This is a genomic window from Nostocoides sp. (assembly GCF_037045025.1).
Lineage (GTDB): Bacteria > Actinomycetota > Actinomycetes > Actinomycetales > Dermatophilaceae > Nostocoides_A.
In genome coordinates, this window is the sequence record NZ_JBAOHM010000011.1 from 100243 (window position 1) to 118313 (window position 18071).

The 18071-nt window shown below is 63.0% G+C and carries 20 protein-coding genes, 1 tRNA gene and 4 pseudogenes; 7 read left to right on the plus strand and 18 right to left on the minus strand.

Annotation, left to right across the window (positions count from 1 at the left end; genetic code table 11):
* Nucleotides 1-110 precede the first annotated feature (110 nt).
* Nucleotides 111-590 carry a hypothetical protein gene (locus tag V9G19_RS11455; protein WP_462285563.1) on the plus strand — a complete coding sequence of 160 codons (480 nt, stop codon included), beginning with the start codon at nt 111-113 and terminating at the stop codon, nt 588-590.
* An 85-nt stretch (nt 591-675) separates the two neighbouring features.
* On the opposite strand, the gene V9G19_RS11460 is transcribed toward V9G19_RS11455, so the two are convergent.
* Both V9G19_RS11460 and V9G19_RS11465 read right to left on the minus strand, forming a co-directional pair.
* A complete protein-coding gene (locus V9G19_RS11460) occupies nt 676-891 on the minus strand; it encodes a pentapeptide repeat-containing protein (RefSeq protein WP_462286225.1) in 216 nt (71 codons plus the stop codon).
* A complete protein-coding gene (locus V9G19_RS11465; protein ID WP_462285564.1) occupies nt 815-2062 on the minus strand; it encodes a pentapeptide repeat-containing protein in 1248 nt (415 codons plus the stop codon). The genes V9G19_RS11460 and V9G19_RS11465 overlap by 77 nt, the downstream gene beginning before the upstream one ends.
* A 196-nt stretch (nt 2063-2258) precedes the next feature.
* Here V9G19_RS11465 and V9G19_RS11470 point away from each other — a divergent pair.
* From V9G19_RS11470 to V9G19_RS11480, 3 genes and pseudogenes are all read left to right on the plus strand, one after another.
* Nucleotides 2259-2612: pseudogene (locus tag V9G19_RS11470) on the plus strand (Gfo/Idh/MocA family protein); the annotation flags it as partial.
* Between the two features lie 106 nt (nt 2613-2718).
* A pseudogene (locus V9G19_RS11475) lies at nt 2719-2811 on the plus strand (hypothetical protein); the annotation flags it as partial.
* Nucleotides 2812-2968: 157 nt separating this feature from the next.
* The gene (locus V9G19_RS11480) at nt 2969-3322 is read left to right on the plus strand and encodes a Gfo/Idh/MocA family oxidoreductase (RefSeq protein WP_462285565.1); all 354 of its coding nucleotides are present in this window, start codon (nt 2969-2971) and stop codon (nt 3320-3322) included.
* Nucleotides 3323-3349: 27 nt separating this feature from the next.
* Here the strand turns inward: V9G19_RS11480 and V9G19_RS11485 are convergent, their stop codons facing one another.
* From V9G19_RS11485 to V9G19_RS11520, 8 genes are all read right to left on the minus strand, one after another.
* A complete protein-coding gene (locus tag V9G19_RS11485; RefSeq protein WP_462285566.1) occupies nt 3350-4483 on the minus strand; it encodes an ABC transporter ATP-binding protein in 1134 nt (377 codons plus the stop codon).
* Between the two features lie 18 nt (nt 4484-4501).
* Nucleotides 4502-4714 carry a type II toxin-antitoxin system HicA family toxin gene (locus V9G19_RS11490; RefSeq protein WP_462285567.1) on the minus strand — a complete coding sequence of 71 codons (213 nt, stop codon included), beginning with the start codon at nt 4712-4714 and terminating at the stop codon, nt 4502-4504.
* Nucleotides 4711-4971, minus strand: coding sequence for a type II toxin-antitoxin system HicB family antitoxin (locus V9G19_RS11495; RefSeq protein ID WP_462285568.1), 261 nt, complete (start codon nt 4969-4971; stop codon nt 4711-4713). The genes V9G19_RS11490 and V9G19_RS11495 overlap by 4 nt, the downstream gene beginning before the upstream one ends.
* Before the next feature lie 81 nt (nt 4972-5052).
* Nucleotides 5053-5883, minus strand: a complete 831-nt coding sequence (locus tag V9G19_RS11500; RefSeq protein ID WP_462285569.1) for an ABC transporter ATP-binding protein — start codon at nt 5881-5883, stop codon at nt 5053-5055.
* A 132-nt stretch (nt 5884-6015) separates the two neighbouring features.
* Entirely contained in the window at nt 6016-7239 is a 1224-nt protein-coding gene (locus V9G19_RS11505; RefSeq protein WP_462285570.1) for an ABC transporter permease, read from the minus strand.
* A gap of 2 nt (nt 7240-7241) precedes the next feature.
* On the minus strand, nt 7242-8252 hold the full coding sequence (locus V9G19_RS11510; protein WP_462285571.1) for an ABC transporter permease: 1011 nt from the start codon (nt 8250-8252) through the stop codon (nt 7242-7244).
* A 171-nt stretch (nt 8253-8423) separates the two neighbouring features.
* Entirely contained in the window at nt 8424-9767 is a 1344-nt protein-coding gene (locus V9G19_RS11515) for an ABC transporter substrate-binding protein (RefSeq protein ID WP_462285572.1), read from the minus strand.
* The gene (locus V9G19_RS11520) at nt 9764-10351 is read right to left on the minus strand and encodes an ABC transporter substrate-binding protein (RefSeq protein WP_462285573.1); all 588 of its coding nucleotides are present in this window, start codon (nt 10349-10351) and stop codon (nt 9764-9766) included. Before V9G19_RS11520 ends, V9G19_RS11515 begins: the two co-directional genes overlap by 4 nt.
* A gap of 483 nt (nt 10352-10834) precedes the next feature.
* On the opposite strand from V9G19_RS11520, the gene V9G19_RS11525 reads away from it, so the two are divergent.
* Nucleotides 10835-11833, plus strand: a complete 999-nt coding sequence (locus tag V9G19_RS11525) for a Gfo/Idh/MocA family protein (RefSeq protein ID WP_462285574.1) — start codon at nt 10835-10837, stop codon at nt 11831-11833.
* 127 nt (nt 11834-11960) lie between these two features.
* On the opposite strand, the gene V9G19_RS11530 is transcribed toward V9G19_RS11525, so the two are convergent.
* From V9G19_RS11530 to V9G19_RS11550, 5 genes and pseudogenes are all read right to left on the minus strand, one after another.
* Nucleotides 11961-12686 carry a 6-phosphofructokinase gene (locus V9G19_RS11530; protein WP_462285575.1) on the minus strand — a complete coding sequence of 242 codons (726 nt, stop codon included), beginning with the start codon at nt 12684-12686 and terminating at the stop codon, nt 11961-11963.
* Nucleotides 12687-12732: 46 nt separating this feature from the next.
* Nucleotides 12733-13095: pseudogene (locus V9G19_RS11535) on the minus strand (6-phosphofructokinase); the annotation flags it as partial.
* A 574-nt stretch (nt 13096-13669) separates the two neighbouring features.
* Nucleotides 13670-13741 (minus strand) — tRNA-Met (locus V9G19_RS11540).
* 85 nt (nt 13742-13826) lie between these two features.
* Nucleotides 13827-14246 (minus strand): septum formation initiator family protein, encoded by a 420-nt coding sequence (locus tag V9G19_RS11545; RefSeq protein WP_462285576.1) that lies wholly within the window; start codon nt 14244-14246, stop codon nt 13827-13829.
* Between the two features lie 126 nt (nt 14247-14372).
* The gene (locus V9G19_RS11550) at nt 14373-14651 is read right to left on the minus strand and encodes a hypothetical protein (protein ID WP_462285577.1); all 279 of its coding nucleotides are present in this window, start codon (nt 14649-14651) and stop codon (nt 14373-14375) included.
* A 235-nt stretch (nt 14652-14886) separates the two neighbouring features.
* On the opposite strand from V9G19_RS11550, the gene V9G19_RS11555 reads away from it, so the two are divergent.
* Nucleotides 14887-15828 carry a winged helix-turn-helix domain-containing protein gene (locus V9G19_RS11555; RefSeq protein ID WP_462285578.1) on the plus strand — a complete coding sequence of 314 codons (942 nt, stop codon included), beginning with the start codon at nt 14887-14889 and terminating at the stop codon, nt 15826-15828.
* A 75-nt stretch (nt 15829-15903) separates the two neighbouring features.
* Nucleotides 15904-16446, plus strand: a complete 543-nt coding sequence (locus tag V9G19_RS11560; RefSeq protein ID WP_462285579.1) for a restriction endonuclease — start codon at nt 15904-15906, stop codon at nt 16444-16446.
* A gap of 79 nt (nt 16447-16525) precedes the next feature.
* Here V9G19_RS11560 and V9G19_RS11565 read toward each other — a convergent pair.
* The 3 genes and pseudogenes from V9G19_RS11565 to V9G19_RS11575 form a co-directional block, all read right to left on the minus strand.
* Nucleotides 16526-17266: pseudogene (locus V9G19_RS11565) on the minus strand (MutS-related protein); the annotation flags it as partial.
* A gap of 100 nt (nt 17267-17366) precedes the next feature.
* Nucleotides 17367-17693, minus strand: a complete 327-nt coding sequence (locus tag V9G19_RS11570; RefSeq protein ID WP_462285580.1) for a hypothetical protein — start codon at nt 17691-17693, stop codon at nt 17367-17369.
* Entirely contained in the window at nt 17627-17911 is a 285-nt protein-coding gene (locus tag V9G19_RS11575) for a hypothetical protein (RefSeq protein WP_462285581.1), read from the minus strand. Before V9G19_RS11575 ends, V9G19_RS11570 begins: the two co-directional genes overlap by 67 nt.
* Nucleotides 17912-18071 lie beyond the last annotated feature (160 nt).

Below are 18071 nucleotides of genomic sequence, written 5' to 3' on the forward strand. Positions count from 1 at the left end.
GCGTGGGCTGGTCCACCTGGACCACGAAGCACGCACGCATATAGAGCGCCTCCTGGTTGGGGATCAATGTCGTCGCCGAAGAGACCCGTCCAACCGTGCAGGTCTAGCTCGTGCGGCTGCCCGTCGCACCAACGTCGGTCAAGGCGGATCTCCTGGTGATGGCGATCGCCCGCCGCGTAGGGGACGCCGTCGATATAGGCCAGCGTCTCCGGGTGGCTGAAGTCGCCCGCCTCGCCCAGGGGCAGATAGAGCGCGGCCTGGGCATCGGCATCCCAGCCCTCTGGTACGGTGAAGGTCGTGTGCAGCATGAAATTGGTGAAGCGGCTGCCCCAGTAGGCGGGCGGCTGGATCGGGGTCCACGCCGACCGGTCCACATCGCCGCCGATGGGCGGCGGCGTCATGGGGTCCGGCAACGTCTGGTAGAGAAAGGCTGGCAGCGGCGCCTGCTGGCGATAGACCAGTTGCGCCTGCTCGATCAGGCGGAGGCGGCTGGCGATTTTGTCTGCGGTCCAATAGGTCTTGTGATACACGAATTCCTCCTGGCGAATAGCTCAATAAACGTCGATGGTCGACTTGTCTGTGAATCATGACTATTTATCCGCAGATTGCGCAGATTTTCACGCCTTTCATCTGCGCAATCTGCGTCATCTGCGGATAATAACAACCGAGTTAGGATTATGGCGATATCAGTAATGTCGCCCCTTCCAGGTTTGCGCCGTCGAGTTGCGCTCCGTCCAGCACGGCATCTCTGAGATTGGCGCGTTGCAGGTTCGCGCCGGTCAGGTTTGCGCCCGACAGATCGCTGTTGCGCAGGTCAGCTCCCGCCAGGTTCGCACCGGCGAAGTCGACGCCGGCGAAATCGCTCCAGACCAGGAAGGCGCCGCGCGAGATCGCGCCCGGCGCCGCCGTTGTTCACCAGGTCGAAGGCCAGCCGCTGATGGTCTGACATTTGCGTCGTCGCGTCCACCTGCGCGCCGCGCAGATCGGTCAAGCGCAGGTCCGCCAGGGTGAGATTGGCGCCGCGCAGGTCGGCGTTGCGCAGCGAACCTTCCTGGATGCTGGCATGGGTCAAGTCCGCGCCCCGGAGGTCGGCGCCCTCCAGCGTGGCGAAGCGCAGGTCGGCCTCCTGGAGATTGGCGCCGTCGAGTTGGGCGCCCGTGAGGTCTGCGGCGCGCAGATAGGCGCCGGCCAGATCGGCCTGGGCCAGGTCGGCGCCAGCCAGGTCGCGCTGGCGTCTGGTCGTGTTGACGAGTTCCCACACCAACCGCCATTTGGGCGCCAATTGGGTGGATTCGTCCAGCGCCGTTTGTTGAAGTCTGGCGCCTTCCAACCGGGCGTCGGTCAAATCGGCGCCGATCAGGAGGGCGCCGCGCAGGTCAGCACCCGTAAGGTCAGCGCGCCTGAGATCAGCCTGGGTCAGGTTGGCGTCGCGCAAGTCTGCGCCGGCGAGCGTGCGGCCAGGCTGCGGCTGGTTGACGATCGCCCATGCGGTGCGCCATCGCTCGTCGAGTTGGGTCGTGTCGTCGACGATAGCCCCATGCAGATTTGCGCCGGCAAGCAGCGTCGCCCGGATGTCGGCGCCGCGCAGGTCTGCCCCGGCCAGATCGGCGTCTTGCAGGCGCGCGCCGCCCAGATCGGCGCCACGGAGGTCCGCCCGGTCGAAGATGGCGCCGGTCAATGCCGCGCCGGTCAGATTGGCGCCCTGCAAATTGGCGCGCGTCAAATCTGCACCGGCCAGGTTGGCAAAGGAGAGGTCGGCGTTGGCGAAGTTGGTGCGGAAGAGATTGACATGCGTCAGGTTGGCCGCGCGCAAATCTGCGCCCTGATAGTCCTCCTGGAACATGGACTGCGCCGTCAGATCGCGGTCGCGGCAGGCGGGCGGACAGGAGCCGATGCGCTCGCGCAGGAAGAAGACAAAGACAAAGTACGCGATCATCGCCAGCAGCGGGATGCCGATCACCAGAATCAGATAGAGGCGCTCAGCGCGCGCTGTGACGTACTTTGGGCGTTGTGCATACTGTCTACCCGAAAATTCGTGCGCCAGCCATTCTGCAGCGATCATGCCCCTCGAATCACCAATCGGATGCACGCAAAAAGGGCGTCCATCCCTGGTTTGGCGGGGCTGTCTCGATCAGATATTATGGTAGCGATACTTTCCTAATCACGCAGGCTGAGCTTGTCGAGGCTGGCCTCGACAAGCTCAGCCTGCGTAAGTCCTACTATTGTAATCCGTGCAACCAGAATAGGAGAAAAATACCATGAGCAAGCGCCTCAAGGTGGGCGTCATCGGCGCGGGCGGCATCTCACGCACGCATATGCCGGGGTGGCAGGCCTCCGAACACGCCGAAGTCGTCGCCGCTTCAGATATCTATGAACCCGGCCTCCAGGATTGGGGGAAGACTTTTGGCGTCACGCGCCTCACCACCGACTGGCGCGAGTTGCTGGCCGACCCGGCAATCGACATCATCGACATCTGCACCCCCAACATGCTCCACGCCGACCAGGTGATCGCCGCCCTGGAAGCGGGCAAACATGTGATCTGCGAGAAACCGCTGGCCCCCACGCCGGACGAGATTCGCCGCATGATCGCCGCCCGCGACCGCGCCGGCAAGCTGCTGATGACCGCCCAGCACTTCCGCTTCAAGGGCAATTCCCAGGCGCTGAAGAAAGAGATCGCAGCCGGCGCGCTGGGCGAGATTTACCATGCGCGCAGCCTGGATGCTGCGGCGCAACGGGCTGATCCCCACACCGACGTTTATCAGGCAGGAACTGAGCGGCGGCGGCCCCTGCATCGACATCGGCGTGCACATCCTGGACCTGACGCTGTGGATGATGGGCAACCCCAAGCCGGTGGCAGTGACCGGCGTGGCCGCGGCGCCCCTGGCGCACGCTGCCCGGCCAGTGGGCCACCTGGCGCGACGCGCCCATCCCTCAGGACTTCGACGTAGAGGATTTTGCGGCGGCCTTTGTGCGCTTCGAGAACGGGGCGACGTTGGTCCTGGAGGTGAGTTGGCTGCTGCATCACGATGTCGAAGGCGAGGACATGCAGATGTGGCTCTACGGTGTGGAGGGCGGCTCCCACTGGCCCAAGTGCGAGGTCTATTCTTCCAACTACGAAACCCGCCAACTCTACAACAAGACGCTCAAACTGACCAAGGATCCGATGGAACCCCATGCGCTGGAATGCGTCGAGTTTGCCAGAGCCATCGCCGAAGGCCGCCCCTCGCCGGTGCCGCCGGAACACTCGCTGCAGGTTCTGGCCATTCTCGACGGCATCTACCGCAGCCAGCGGGCAGGCGGCGAAGTGAAAATTGAGGCGTGAGGCGTGTTGCGTGGTACGTGTTACGTGTTACGGCAGCCAGTCACGACACGTAACACGCAACACGCAATACCTTCTATTTCGGCTCCTTCTCATAGAGGGCGCCGATCTGGTTGTCGGTGCGGATCTCGGCGTTGGCGGGCGTGGGCGCCACGTCATCGGGCGATGGCGCAGCCATGTGCTCCTGGTCATAGAGATAACAGGCTGCCACATGATGCGCCGGTCCCGACCGTCGTACATGGGCGGCAGCTTGGTCAGGCAGACATCCATGCGGTGCTTGCAGCGACCGTAGAAGCGGCAGCCGCTCGTGACGCTGACCCGGGACTGCTCGTCGTCCAGGGTGAGCACATCCTCGCCGCCCCACTTTATCTCTGGATCCGGCACTGGTATCGAATCGATCAGCAACTGCACATAGGGATGCTTGGGATGCTCGATCACCTCGCCCGTGCCGCCGGCCTCTGCCACTGCGCCCTGGTAGAGCATGTAGATCTGGTCGCCGATCTGATAGGCCGTGGAGAGATCGTGGGTGATGTACAGGAACGAGATGTTGTGCTCGTCGCGCAGGCGCAGCATGATGTCCAGGATCATGGCGCGCAACGAGGCATCGACCATGGAGACCGGCTCGTCGGCTACGATCAGCCGCGGCTTGAGCAGGTAGGCGCGGGCCACCATCATGCGCTGGCGCTGGCCGCCGGAGAGCTGGTGCGGGTACTTCTCCAGCACCTCTTCGCCGCGCATGCCGACGACGTTGAGGGCAGCTTCGACCAATGCCCGCCCTTCCTCTTTGTTGCGCGCCAGCTTGAAGTTCTTGAGCACCATGTCGAAGATGTGCTTGACGCGGTAGAAGGGGTTGTAGACGGCGTAGGGGTCCTGAAAGACCGCCTGCACCTCGCGCCGGTAGTCCATGAGCTGCGCTTTGTTCATGGTGCCCACGTCGACGCCCTTGTAGATGATCTGGCCGGTGGTGATCTTGGTGAAGCCCAATACCAGGTTGGCCAGCGTCGTCTTGCCGCTGCCGCTCTCGCCGGCAATGGTGGTGATGGTCGCGGGGCGATCGTCGATCGTCAGGTCGAAGTCCTGCAGAGCGACAGTCACGCTTTTGGCGTGAAAGAAGCCACCGCCGTAGATCTTGGTTGCGCTCTTGATTTCAAGTAGTGGAGCCATCGTCTTGACTGTCCTGACTCACTTGATGGGGCCGAAGTCCTCGCGGCTGATCCCCAACTGGCGAATGATGCTGCGTACGGTGCCCGGCGCCAAATCCTTTGCACCCCAGTCCGGCGTCGCTGTGACTTGATTAGTGGCAGGATTGCGCCAGAAGCGGTGACTACCCTTGGCCTGGCGAAGCTCTTCGCAACCCAACTCACGCAGGCGTCGTGCAAGCTGCTGGTATCTCATGCCGCGACAAGTACGTCAACTGTTTTGGGCAGGGTAGATTGTGCGCGCCGCAGCGTCGCCGGCGGTTCCATGCCCAGTTCAGCCCATACCTCGATCAGTCCTTGCAGCGCCTCTTCGACATTCCGGTTGATTTCGTCGGGGGTCGCGCCTTCGGTCACCAGGCCAGGTACGTCCGGACTCGTGACGGTGTACACGCCGCTCTCCTCGTTCAGTTCAAGCGCCAACCGAATCTTGTACATCGAACCTGATTTTTCCATAGCGCTACAGTACCGCCGGGTCTTCAATCATACAAATGACACGCCACTTGATGGTCCAGTTTGATCTCCTCCAGGGGCGGCTTAACCTGCCGGCAGATGTCCATCACCTTGGGGCAGCTGCGCCTGGAAGATGCAGCCGGGCGGCGGGTTGCGCAGGTCATGGGTGAGCCCCTCGGTCAGCTTTAGTGGCTTCTTCTCCTTGATGGAAGGAATCGACTCGATGAGCAGTTGGGTGTACGGGTGGAGCGGCTCTTTGAAAATGGTCGCCACCGGTGAAATCTCCACCATGTGGCCGGCGTACATGACGGCCAGCCGGTCCACCAACTGCGCCTGGAGGCCCATGTCGTGGCCGATCAGGATCATGGAGACGCCGAGGCGCTCCTTCACGTCCAGCAGCGTCTGCCCCACTACGCGCTGCACCACCACATCCAGCGCACTGGTCGGCTCGTCGGCGATGATCAGGGAGGGGTTGAGGACGATGGCCATGGCGATGCAGACGCGCTGCTTCATGCCGCCGCTCAATTCATGAGGATACATGTCGTAGATGCGTGAGGGCAGCCCAACCAGGGTGAACAGGTTGAGAATTCGCTCCCTGAGTTTCTGCTTATTCTGTTTGCCCTCGTGCGTCTCGATAGCCTCCTTGATTTGGGTGCTGATCCGCATGACTGGGTTCAGCGAGTTCATGGCGCCTTGCGGCACCAACGCCAGGGTATTCCAGCGGACATCGCGCAGTTCGGCCTCGCCCAACGGCACCAGGTCCATACCATCTAGCATGATTGCGCCGCCCACGATGCCGCCCGGCGGCTGCACCATGCGCAGGATGGCCATCGCGGTCGTCGTCTTGCCGCAGCCTGATTCGCCGACCAGGCCGAGGATTTCGCCTTGATAGACCTTGAAACTTACATCGTCCACGGCGCGTACAGCGCCCAGCGGCGTAGAGTAATAGACCTTGAGGTTGCGGACATCCAGTACAACCTCGCGGCTGCCGTCGCTGGGGCTGCCAGCAGCCAGAACTTGCTGCGCGCTGCTCGATGATAGATGCTGTCATGCTGCTGCCGCCTTCTTCCGCCCACGCAGGCGCGGGTTAGCGATTTCGTCGAGGCCCGTCGTCATGAGGAACAGGCCGGAAAAGACCACGACCAACGCGGCAATGGGAATGCCCCACCACCACCACATGCCGCGCAAGATCGCCGCGGCGCGAATGGCGTAAAAGATGGTCATGCCCAAAGTAGGGATGCGGGTTGGTCCCAGCCCCAGCACTTCAAGACTCGTGGCGGCCAGAATCGCGCCCGAGACATTGCCCGTGTAGGATGCCGCCAGGTAAGGCAACATATTGGGCATCATCTCTTTGAACATGATGTCAAATGAACTGGCGCCGGAGATGCGCGCCATGTTCACATAACCCCGTTCGCGCATGCTCAGCACCTGGGCGCGGATAAAGCGCGTCGGCGCCGGCCAGGCAAAGAGCGCCAGGAGGAGCGCCATGCTCTCGATATTGATCGTCTTCACGTAGGCGCCGATGACGATCAGCACTGCCAGGGCGGGGATGACGACCACCGAATCGGAGATGGTGCGGATCACGGCGTCCACCCAGCCGCCCATAAAGCCGGCCGTGAAGCCCAGAATGATGCCGATGAACATGCCGATGGTGGCGGCAATCAGGCCGATGTAAAGCGAGCGCGGCGCGCCGACCAGCAGCACCGCCAACATGTCGCGTCCGTTGCTTTCGGTGCCCAGGGGGTGTTCCCAGGTAGGCTCCCCAAAGCGCGAAGCCGCGGCCACGCCGACGAAGCGCGGTTTGGGCGCGCCCACCGCCGTAGCCTGTGCTGTGGGTCTGGTCAGGGGATTGTCACCCGTGAGCGATGTGCCACCCGCCTGTGCGGTAGGCTTGGCGAAGGGGTTGCCGCCAGTCATCGATGTGCCCCCTTTTGTTGCTGCAGGCGTAGCCAGTGGTGTGCCTGCAACCGGCGTCGCAGCGCTGGCTGTGGGACCACCTGTCACCGGTGCGCCTGTCCCCTGGTCCGGTGCGCCAGAGATGTCGCGCACCCATACCGGCGGCAGGTTCAACGGCGACGAGGCCGGGTAGGAGAGTTCCACCCGCCAGAAAAGCTGGCCGACCACGCCCATGAGCATGACGGAACCCACCATGCAGAGGCCGACGATGAACTTTGCATTCAGCCAGGGGCTGTCGAAGCGGTTGATCTTGGCTTTTTTGCGGGCTTGCGGTTGGCTCCCCGCGGGCAGTGAACTTGCAGATGAGGTCGCCATACTCAGCCCTTCCCGTAGGTGATACGCGGGTCGATCAGCGGGTAGATCAGATCCAGAATCAAGACCAGCGTGGCGGTGGTAAAGATGATCATGAACACAATGCCCTGAATCAGCGTGTAGTCGGCGGTGACGATGCCTTGATAGAGCAGATAGCCGACGCCGGGATAAGCGAAGATATATTCGACCAGCACGGCGCCGCCGACGATAGCGCCAAGACTCAAGGCCAGGGCCGTCACCTGGGGCAGAATCGAATTGCGCACACCGTACATCCAGAAGATGCGGCTCGGCTTCAAGCCCTTTGCTTCCGCCAGGATCACGTAATCTTCGCCGGTGGTCGTGATCATCATGCCACGCATACCCAGCGCCCAGAAGCCCATGGACGCCACCACGATCGCAAGCGCTGGCAAGATGGCATGATAGGCCACGCTGGTCATGAAGGGCAGGTTGAAGCCCTGGACCAGCCCGCGCCCAAAGGCGCCCGACGGCGGAAACCAGCGCAAGCCAAAGGAGAAGACATAGATGAACAAGATGCCCAACATGAAAAAGGGAATCGAGGTAAATGTGAGCGATATGGGCAAGATGGATTTGAGTGCGCCCGGCGTCTTCTCCCAGGCCATGAGCGCCCCGATAGTGTTGCCCAGCGCAAACGAAATGAGGGTCGCCACCAGGAGCAGGCCGACCGTCCAGGGTAGCGACTGCGCCACCATCGACTCGACGCGGCTAGGGAAGTTCGCCAGCGAATACCCAAGATCGAAACGCAGCGAGTTGCCTACGAACTTGATGTACTGGATGGGAAGCGGCTCGTCAAGGCCAAAGCGCGCGCGCCAGACTGCAATCAATTGGTCGCTGTTTTCTACATAGCCGGATTGTGCGCTCATCCGAGCCACCATCGCGGCCACCGGGTCACCGGGCGCCAGGCGGGGGATGATAAAGATGATCGAGGTGCCCAGCCAGATGGTGAGCGCCCACATGCCAATGCGCTTCAGGACATAGCCCCAAGTGAGTCCACCCATAAAGTGTTCCTATCGGCTCTGGATTCTTACGTTGCAGGTAAATTCGCTTGGTGAAGGGACACGATGCGTTGTGTCCCTCCGTAACTTGCGTGTGACACGGGTGGGAGTGGAAGAAGCAGCATTCGGTGCTTCTTCCACTCCTCCTTCAAAGTAGTACTGAACTCGCCAGATCTACTGGGCGCCCGTCGCCTGCAGGTTCTGCATGATCACATGGAAGTGCTGCCACCATGTGGGCGGATGGATGTACTGGTTGTCGTAGGTCGGCCAGCCAGTCCAGTAGGTGGTGTCGAACGGAATGATCTTCTTGGCCTGGGTGATCGGAATCACGGGCAGTTCTTCTTCCCAGAGGGTCATCGCCTGATTGAACAGATCCTGGACCTTCGGGTCGCCCAACGGCAGGGTGCCCATCTCGTCCACAAGTGCGCTGTAGGCTTCGGCCTTCTCGCCCGACCAGCGCCATGAGTTCTGGGCGTCGGCCGCACGCTCGCCGATCGGCTTCAGCCAGCGGGTATTGAAGGTGTCCATGGAGGCCCAGGGCTCGTTGACGGAGCCACAAGTCTGCCAACCCATCTTGACCTCGAAGTTACCCATCCAGAAGTCCTCGGCCCAGGTGCCGCCCGCTTCGTTGCGCGTGCTGGCGTTGATGCCGATGCGCTGGAGCTGTTCGACCACCACCGCCGCGATACGCTGCTTCTCGATGAAGGCCTCGTGGGTGATGATGTCCATGGAAAGCTGCTTGCCGTCCTTGGCATAGTAACCATCGTCGCCCTTGACCCAGCCCTTGGACTGGATGATCTCCTCCGCCATGGCCGGGTCAGATGTCAACAGCTTGTCTGCGTCATAGGCACCGGCCGCGATGGCGTTGTCAATGTAGGCATCCAGCGGCGGATAGGCCGGGAAGAAGTGGCGGGAGGGCAGCGTGGTGCCTTCATAGGCAATGTTCACGATCTCATTGCGGTCGATGGCATAGTTGACAGCCCAACGCATTTCGGGATCGTTCCATGGCTCCACGAGGGTATTGAACTCCATGGTGCGGGAGCAAGGATCGGGCACCCAGGCGTACGGCGCATCGGTAAACCACGTGATGACGTTCGGATTCGCGGTCTGCAAGGCCTGCAGCGCGCCCAGCGTGATGTCCATCAGGCTGTCCAACTGGCCGTCGGCCATGAGCGCAGCGCGGGTCTCTTCGGGGCCGGCCCAGGTCCAGATGAACTTCTCGGGTTCGGGCAGCTTGAACACGCCGGTCTTGGCGCCCCACCAGTTGTCGTCGCGCTCCCAGGTGACTTCGGTCTGGGTGGTGCCGGCCAGTTTGTACGGGCCGGTGCACATGGGCAGACCCTTCTCCGGGTCGTAGTTCGTGAAGGTGACCGGGTCGACATCCTTCCAGATGTGCTCGGGCGCAATGTTCGGGCCGCCCCAAATCTTGACCGACCAGTAGTCCAGCGGGTAGCGCGGATTCGGCGCGGTCAGGTTGAACTGAACGGTCAGGTCATCGATTTTCTCGACGCCCTTCACCCACTGCACCTGTGGCCGCCGGATGGCTCGAGTTCGGGCGTGTTCAGGAACATGTTCATGGTGAACACGACGTCGTCGGCATTGAAGGCCTCGCCGTCCTGCCAGGTGACGCCGTCGCGCAGCTTGAGCGTCCAGACGTCCATGGCCTCATTCGACGTGAAGCTCTCGGCCAGCCACGGCATCAGTTCGCCGGTCTGGTAGTTGAGGATCAGGAGCGGTTCGAGACAGACCTGGTGGAAACCCTGGTCGCGGCGGTTGCCGGGGACGTAGGGGTTATAGACGCCTTCGGCAGTCCTGCAAGACGCCCACCGTCGATGTCCATGATCACGGTCTTGGCATCGATCGGAGCCTTCGGCGGCGGGTGCAGCTTCTTCAGCCGGCGCTTCGGTCGGTGCGGCTTCTTCGGTCGCGGCTTCTGCTGGCGCGGCCTCTTCCGTCGCGGCTTCGGCTGGCGCGGCCTCTTCGGTTGCAGGCTCGGCTGGCGCGGCCGGCGCCGGCGTTGCCGCGCCGCCACATGCAGCCAGTATCATCGAAAAGATGACAAGCACACTCAAAATCGCAAATGTCCACTTTCCTTTGCGCATACGATACAACCTCCTGGATTGAAAAACTGGGGAACAAAGAAAGGACTATCGTATAGAATTGTTTGCTCTACTGATGGGTCTTTGGCCTCACCCCCCCTTTCTATAGGACAGGCATGCCTGTCGAGTGACGATGTGGTTGGAATTGATAAACGGTAAACTGAAGTGGTGCAACAAAACGACGGGCCGACAACCTTTGCCATTCGAATGTATGTCAGTCATCTTTTGCGCAGACAAACTATAACGCAATGTTTTCGTTTATGCAACCCCCTTCTTTCGCAACCTTTTGCCAATCGATTTGGTTCAGCTCGGGTGAGAGACATCTGGAACTCCCCACGCCTCCAACCTGCAATACGCCAGACCGGACGTTCAGCCTTGTCAGATTCGACAAGGTGCGGTAGCGTATCGATATCTGCCCCTGCGACGTGCTTTTTGTGCAGGAGCAACAATCTTCCTTCTTCAATTGATAGCCAGACAAGAGGACCTATGCCAACCAAACTCGCCCTTGTGGGCGGCGCCCACATCCACACACCCAACTTCGTCAAACGCCTTCAGGCGCGCACCGATGTCAGTATTGCCTACGTCTGGGATCACCAACCGCCGCGGGCAGAACGGTGGGCCGCCGAACTCGGCGCCGCGGCGGTGACCGACCTGACCCGGATTTGGGACGACGCGGCGGTCGCCGCGGTGATTGTCTGCTCTGAAACCGATCGCCACCGCGACCTGGTGCTGCCGGCGGTTGCGGCCCGAAAGCACTTGTTCGTCGAGAAGCCATTGGGCATCGGCGCCGCCGACGCCGCGCAGATGGCGCACGCCATCGATGCGGCCGGCGTGCTCTTCCAGACCGGCTACTTCATGCGCGGACAGCCCGTTCACCTCTTTCTGCGCGAACAGATTCAGCGCGGCGCCTTCGGCAAGATCACCCGAGTGCGTCACTCGAACTGTCACTCCGGTTCGCTCGGACGTTGGTTCGACGCCGGGTGGCTGTGGATGACGGACCCGGCGCAGGCCGGCGTGGGCGCTTTCGGCGACCTGGGCACCCATTCGCTCGACATTCTGATGTGGCTGATGGGCGATGTGGCGCGGGTAACCGCGACGATGGATGTGGCCGTGGCCAACTATGGGCCGACCGACGAGTTTGGTGAGGGGCTGATGGTCTTCGCAAACGGCGTCGTGGGCACGCTGGCCGCCGGCTGGGTCGATGTCGCCAATCCGGTGACAGTGCTCGTCAGCGGCACCGAAGGACACGCCTATGTGCGCGACGGCGCGCTCTATTTCCAGAGCAAGCACGTAGACGGCGCCACCGGCGAAGCACCGTGGACCGCGCTGCCGGAGGCATGGCCGCACGCTTTCGAACTATTCCTGGATGCAGTGGTCGGCAAGCCGGACGTCCCACTCGTCACTGCGCAGGAAGCCGCGGCACGGAGCGCCGTGATGGAGGCGTTCTACGCCGCCGCCGCCCGCCAGGCCTGGGTCACGCTCTGACAGAGTCGCGAAAAGATCGCGTCAAGGAGCATTGTAATAGACGCGGATGCGGATTAGGCGGATTCTCGCGGATTTTAATCCGCGCAGAATCCGCCTAATCCGCGGTCTATTACTGTCTTCGCAATCGCTACCGCTCGCCCAGGCAGACGCCGATGTCGCGCGCGGTCTTGATCCACGGATGGTCGGGCGGGACGAGTTTCACCTTGCCCACCACCTCGGCCAGCGGCACCGCTTCCGCGCCGTCGCCGCGCGCCGCCACCATCACGCCAAAGACGCCCTGGTTGATCAGGTCGGCGCAGGCCGTCCCCAGCCGCGTCGCCAGCAGCCGGTCGGCGGCGGAGGGCGTGCCGCCGCGCTGCAAGTGGCCCAGGATCGTCACGCGCGATTCCAGCCCGGTCAGTTCCTCCAGCCGGCGCGAGAGGCGGAAGGTCTTGTCCAGCATCGTGAGAGTGAGCTTCTCCAACTTCACCTTCGCCCGCTCCTTCTTCTTATCGTCCTTCTCATCTTTGGCCGCCGCTTTATCCGCGGCAACCTTAGCCAGCGCCGCCGCATCCTCCTTGGACATGGCGCCCTCGGAGACGGCGACGATGCTGAAGCCGCTGCCGCGGCGTTGGCGCTGGCGGATCGCCTCGGCCACGACCTCGGTGTCGTAGGGAATCTCGGGCAGCAGGATCACGTCGGCGCCGCCGGCAATGCCCGCGCCCAGCGCCAGCCAGCCCGCGTTGTGGCCCATCAGTTCCACCACGATGATGCGGTGATGGCTGTGCGCCGTGCTGTGCAGCCGGTCGATGGCCTCGGTGGCGATGCCCAGCGCGGTGTCGAAGCCGAAGGTCATGTCGGTGCCCGCAGACATCGTTGTCGATCGTCTTCGGCAGCGTAATCACGTTCATGCCATGCTGGCTCAGGTGGTAGGCGTTCTTCTGCGTGCCGCCGCCGCCGAGACAGACCAGCGCGTCCAGGTGATGCTTGTGGTAGGTCTCCAGCATCACGCTGGTCATGTCCATGGTCTGGTCGCCCACCGGCATCTTGTGCGGCTTGTCGCGGCTGGTGCCCAGGATCGTGCCGCCCACGGTGAGGATGCCCGACATCTCTGCGCCGGTCAGCCGGATCGTGCGGTCCTGCATCAGCCCGCGGAAGCCGTCGCGGAAGCCGATGATCTGCATGCCGTAGGCGCCGATAGCCGCCTTGCCGACGCCGCGGATCGCCGCATTGAGGCCGGGGCTGTCGCCGCCGGCCGTGAGAATGCCAACGAATTGGGCCATGGATTGTCTCCTGTTTCCGTAGGATAATCGTTACGCGTCGCTCAACGGAATGAGATGCTGAGCCGAACATTGCCAGTTGCACATACGCCAGCCCCAGGGGAAACAGCACCGCGGGGTCTTTGTCCAACGTGTAGGCGCGTTCATAGTGAATCAACGCTGTGTCGTCGTCACCCGCCGCCGCGAGGCACATAGCAAGCAGCATCTGCAAGGTCGGCATCGTCTGGGTAGTCAATTACGAGCCGTTCCAGTTCCGGCCCGCGCCTGCTCGATCTGGCCGCGCTCCAGCAAATGGTGCGCGCGTGACTTGCCGGCGTTCAGCGCCGCCCGCCGGTCTGGGGGCAGCGCGCGGAAGGTTGAAAAATTGGGGCGTCGCCATTTGGGCATAAGCAGTTCTCCTGGCCGCATGATAGGCGCAGGAGGGAGGGCTGTCAAAGCCGCATCATCACTGGCAGTTGAATGCACGCGGTTGGCCGGGCAATCAGCGAATGGCCCAATTCAAGTTGGGGCCGCGCTGGCCTGACCAACATCCGCACATAAAAAGAATCGCCGGCAGATTGCCGGCGATTCTTTGAGGTTGCGGGGGTAGGAATCGAACCTACGACCTTCGGGTTATGAGCCCGACGAGCTACCGCTGCTCCACCCCGCGTTGTATTAAGTACAGTATCACAGGCCGCGGTTGCCGTCAAATTGCGCGGGATCGGGAATGAATAGCGTTGTTGCTGCCTGGCTACTCACTGCTCGCCAGCAGGCCAGAGGTCTTCCAGCCAACGCTGCCAGTCCCATTGGGCAGCAGGCTGGGCTGGCGGCAGGGCAACCGGCGCTGACGTTGCGGTCGCCGGAGGGACGAGCACGACTATCGGCTGGTCGCCCGGCTGAACCAGACCAAGATCGTTGCGGGCGGCCGCGTCGATTGCATTGGGCTGCTCAATTGTCTTCAACTCATCCTGCAATACTGCCTGCTGCTGCCGTGCCTGGGCAATCTGCGCCTCTAGCGCCCGAATCTCCGCTTCGACCGCGGCCTTGTCACTGCTGCGCTGCACATAGCCAATGGCAAACAACAGGCAAAGGGCAAGCAAGCCAACGAAGATCAACCGGCCGCTGCGGCGAATTTGGGTGCTAGCTGGTGGAGAACTCAGGTTCGGTGTCGTCATTCGCGCCTATTTCCTATGCGTTATTGACGATTATGACAATTTTTCCTGATTTGTCAAGATACTGTGTCGGCATCGGCCATCGACTCAGGCGGTATCCTGTCAAACATTCCACCATGTCGGCGCCACCTATTCGCAGATGCTCATTTGCAGTTCTTCGTCTTCGTAACAGTGGGGTGTGGATCCTCCGACCACCGGCGCCGTCATCGGCGCCGGCATCGTCAGTTTCACCATCGATGCCATCAATGAACAGAAACGCATCGAACGCCGCGCTGCGACAGCCGGTGCGGCGGCCAACGTCGTCGTGGGGGTGGGCGTGGCGTTGCCGCGCTCCTGGGCATAGCCCGGCAGCACGGACAACACGAGCAGCAGGGCAGCCAAAATAACGATCTCGATAATCTGGCGCATGGTTTCCTCTCCTTGCTACAGGCTTGCACAGTTGCGTTGAATGGTCCCAGGATAGCGACACATGCGCAGGCGTGCGCTGTGTCGCTGCGCACATGGCGGGTGTGCAGTTCGTGTTGCGCGCAGCGACAAGCTACGTTACACTGCCAGGCAGTTCCTCATCGGCATCCAACGGCAGACAAGGCTGATATCGAAATGAGCGATGCAACCGTCCCAAGCTACGACGCCATGATGCAGCATGTTCTGGCCGCGCTCCACGCCCACGACGGCCAGGCGTCCAACGTGGGAGATCGCCGCCTATGTGGCGTGGACGCTGCTGCTGCCGCCCACGGTCACGGAACGACAGCACAAGGAGGGCGCCGCACTCACCGAACTCGAATATCGCCTGCAGTGGACGCGCACCTACCTGCGCCAATCCGGCCTGATCGACAGCACGCGCCGCGGCCACTGGCTGCTCACGCCGGCCGGCTGGCAGACAGAAACGGTCGATCCGGCGGAAGTCGTGCGCGCCGTGCGCAGCCAGATGCGCGCCCGCGCAGTGGAGAAGGGTGGCCAGGCGCCGATCTTTCCGGGCCTGGCCGTGGAGCAGGCGCCCCGATCTCAGCCGGTGGCGTCAGCGCCCGGCCTGCGTTCGCCGACGCCGCTGCTGCCCACCTACACCAACGCCCGTCACTTTCTGCGCATCCTCGACGGCGTCAGCGCCGCGGCCTACTTGGGCATGGCCAGCGCCATCTGGGATCAGCGGGGCAATCCCCGCGAGCAGGTCGACTGGAGCGACCCCGACGCATGGATTGCCGCCCGGCTGGACGGGGACAACCGGATGCTGGCGCTGCGTCTCTGGCACGATTCGCAGCGCCAACTCAATCCTCGCTATACACGGGGTTGCTGGTACTTTGCGGCCAGACACGATCTGCTGAGTCGCGTATCGTGGCGACACCCTGCACGTTACCGACCGCGGCCGCCTGTTCGTCAGCGAGCCGGCGGCGCCCCTGATCGCCGAGATCGACGTCTACGAGGGCGTGCTCACCGTGCTGCAACTGGTGGCCGAACAGGGCGCCGCCCGGCGCAACACGCTGCTGCCCAGCTACAGCGCCTACAGCCGCAGCCAGACGACCTTCCAGAGCGACAACGTGCTCAAGTCGTCCCTCTACGACCGCCTGCGCAACCTGATCGACCGTGATCTTGTCACCGCCCGCGTGTGCAACCTACACAGTCACCGAGGCCGGTCTGCAATACCTGGAACGCTACGCCGGCTATGCGCCGGAACAGGCAGCCCAGCGCCGGCAAAGGCTCAGAACTCTTCCGCCTGGCGCGCGCCGTCAACGACGAGGTGAGGGCGCGGCTGCACGCCTATCTGCTGGAGATGGATGCGTTCAAGTTCGAGGAACTCATCAAACTCCTGCTGGAAGAGATGGGCTACGACAACGTGGCGACCACGTCACCCACCAACGACAAAGGCGTCGACGTCGTCGGCACCATCGAACTGGGCATCAGCGCTGTGCGTGAAGTGCTCCAGGCGAAGCGGCACAAGGGGACGATCAACCAGCCGGTGCTGGACCAACTGCGCGGCTCGCTCCACCGCTTCAATGCCGTGCGCGGAACGATCATCACCACCGGGCGCTTCTCCAAGGGCGTGGAAGAGGCGGCCTTCGAGCGCGGTGCAGCGCCGATCACGCTGATCGACGGCGAGAAGCTGGTAGACCTGCTGGTGGAGCATGAGATCGGCGTGAACCGGCGGCAGGTGGAATACCTGGAGTTCGCACCGGAGAAGTTGGTGCAGTTTCGCGGTGGCAACTGAGGTGGGGACAGGATAAGCGCCCTGCTCACACCACTGCGTCGATGCGCTGCGCCAGCGTGATGTCGGTGCTCCTTTACTGTTACTGTGCGAGTTTCTGCAACTCATACAGCCGGTTCAGCGCGTCGAGCGGCGTCAGCCCGTTCACGTCCAGCTTGCGCAGCGCCTCCACCGCCGGGTGCACCTCGGCAAAGAGCGAAACCTGCAGTCGCAGCGGCGCTCTTGCCCCGCTTTGCTTCCGGCTTCGTAGAGCCGCCGCGGGCCGGCCGCGCCGCTGCGTTCCAGGTCGGTCCAGAATCTCCTCGGCGCGGTTGACCACGGCCAGCGGCAGCCCGGCCATCCGCGCCACGTGCACGCCGTAGGAGCGGTCCGCCTTGCCGGGGATGATGCGCCGCAGGAAGACCACATCCTCGCCGCCGCCGCTGTCGTCCACCGCCACGTTGTAGTTGACCACGTGGGGCAGCCGCTCGGCCAGGTCGGTCAGTTCGTGGTAGTGGGTGGCAAAGAGCGTCTTGGCGCGCAGCTTCGGGTGGTTGTGGATGTACTCGATCACCGCCCAGGCGATGGCCAGCCCGTCATAGGTGCTGGTGCCGCGCCCGATCTCGTCCAGCACCAGCAGGCTGCGGCTGGTGGCGTGGTTGCAGGATGTTGGCGGTCTCCACCATCTCGACCATGAAGGTGGACTGGCCCGCGGTGGATCTCGTCGCTGGCGCCGATGCGCGGTGAAGATGCGGTCCACCACGCCGATGTGCGCCGCGTCGGCCGGCACAAAGCAGCCGATCTGCGCCATCAGCGTGATCAGCGCGGTCTGGCGCAGGTAGGTGCTCTTGCCCGCTCATGTTCGGCCCGGTGATGATGTGCACTGCAGGCTTCCGGCGAGCAGGCGCGGTGTCGTTGGGCACAAAGGGTTCGTCGCGTCAGGCTCAGTTCCACCACCGGGTGGCGCCCGCCGACGATCTCGATGGCCGGCGCCCTCGTCCACGCTCGGGCCGCACGTAGCGGCGCATCAGGCGCCACCTCGGCCAGGCGTGGCGAACACGTCCAGCTCGGCCAGCGCCGCGGCCAGTGCGCAGCAACTGCGCGCCGTGGTGCGGCGATCTGCGCTGCAGACCTCGGCGAAGATGCGCCTGCTCGATCTCCAGCCGCCGCTCGTCGGCGTTGAGCACCAGCGTCTCGTACTCCTTCAAGTCGGGCGTGATGTAGCGCTCGCCGTTGGCGATGGTCTGCTTGCGGATGTAGTCGGGCGGCACCTTGCCGCTCGTGGCGTGTTGGTGATCTCGATGTAGTAGCCGAAGACCTTGTTGTAGCCCACCTTGAGGCTCTTGATGTCCAGCCGTTCGCGCTCGGTCTGCTCCAGGTTGGCGATCCACTCCTTGGCGTGGCGGCTCTTGTCGACCAGGCCATCCAGCTCGGCGTCGAAGCCGGCGCGCAGGATGCCCGGCGTCGGCCAGCGTGGCCGGCGGCTCATCGGCGAGGGCCGACGGTCGAGGAGGGCGAGGACGTCGGTGCAGGGCGGGAGGGGAGGGAGGGGTGATGGATTAGGGTTTCGGCGGTCGCAGGGTTCTAGCCGGTCTTCGGGTCGTCAGCGGCTCACTTCCCCTACGTCCCCAAGACCCCAGCAACCTCAC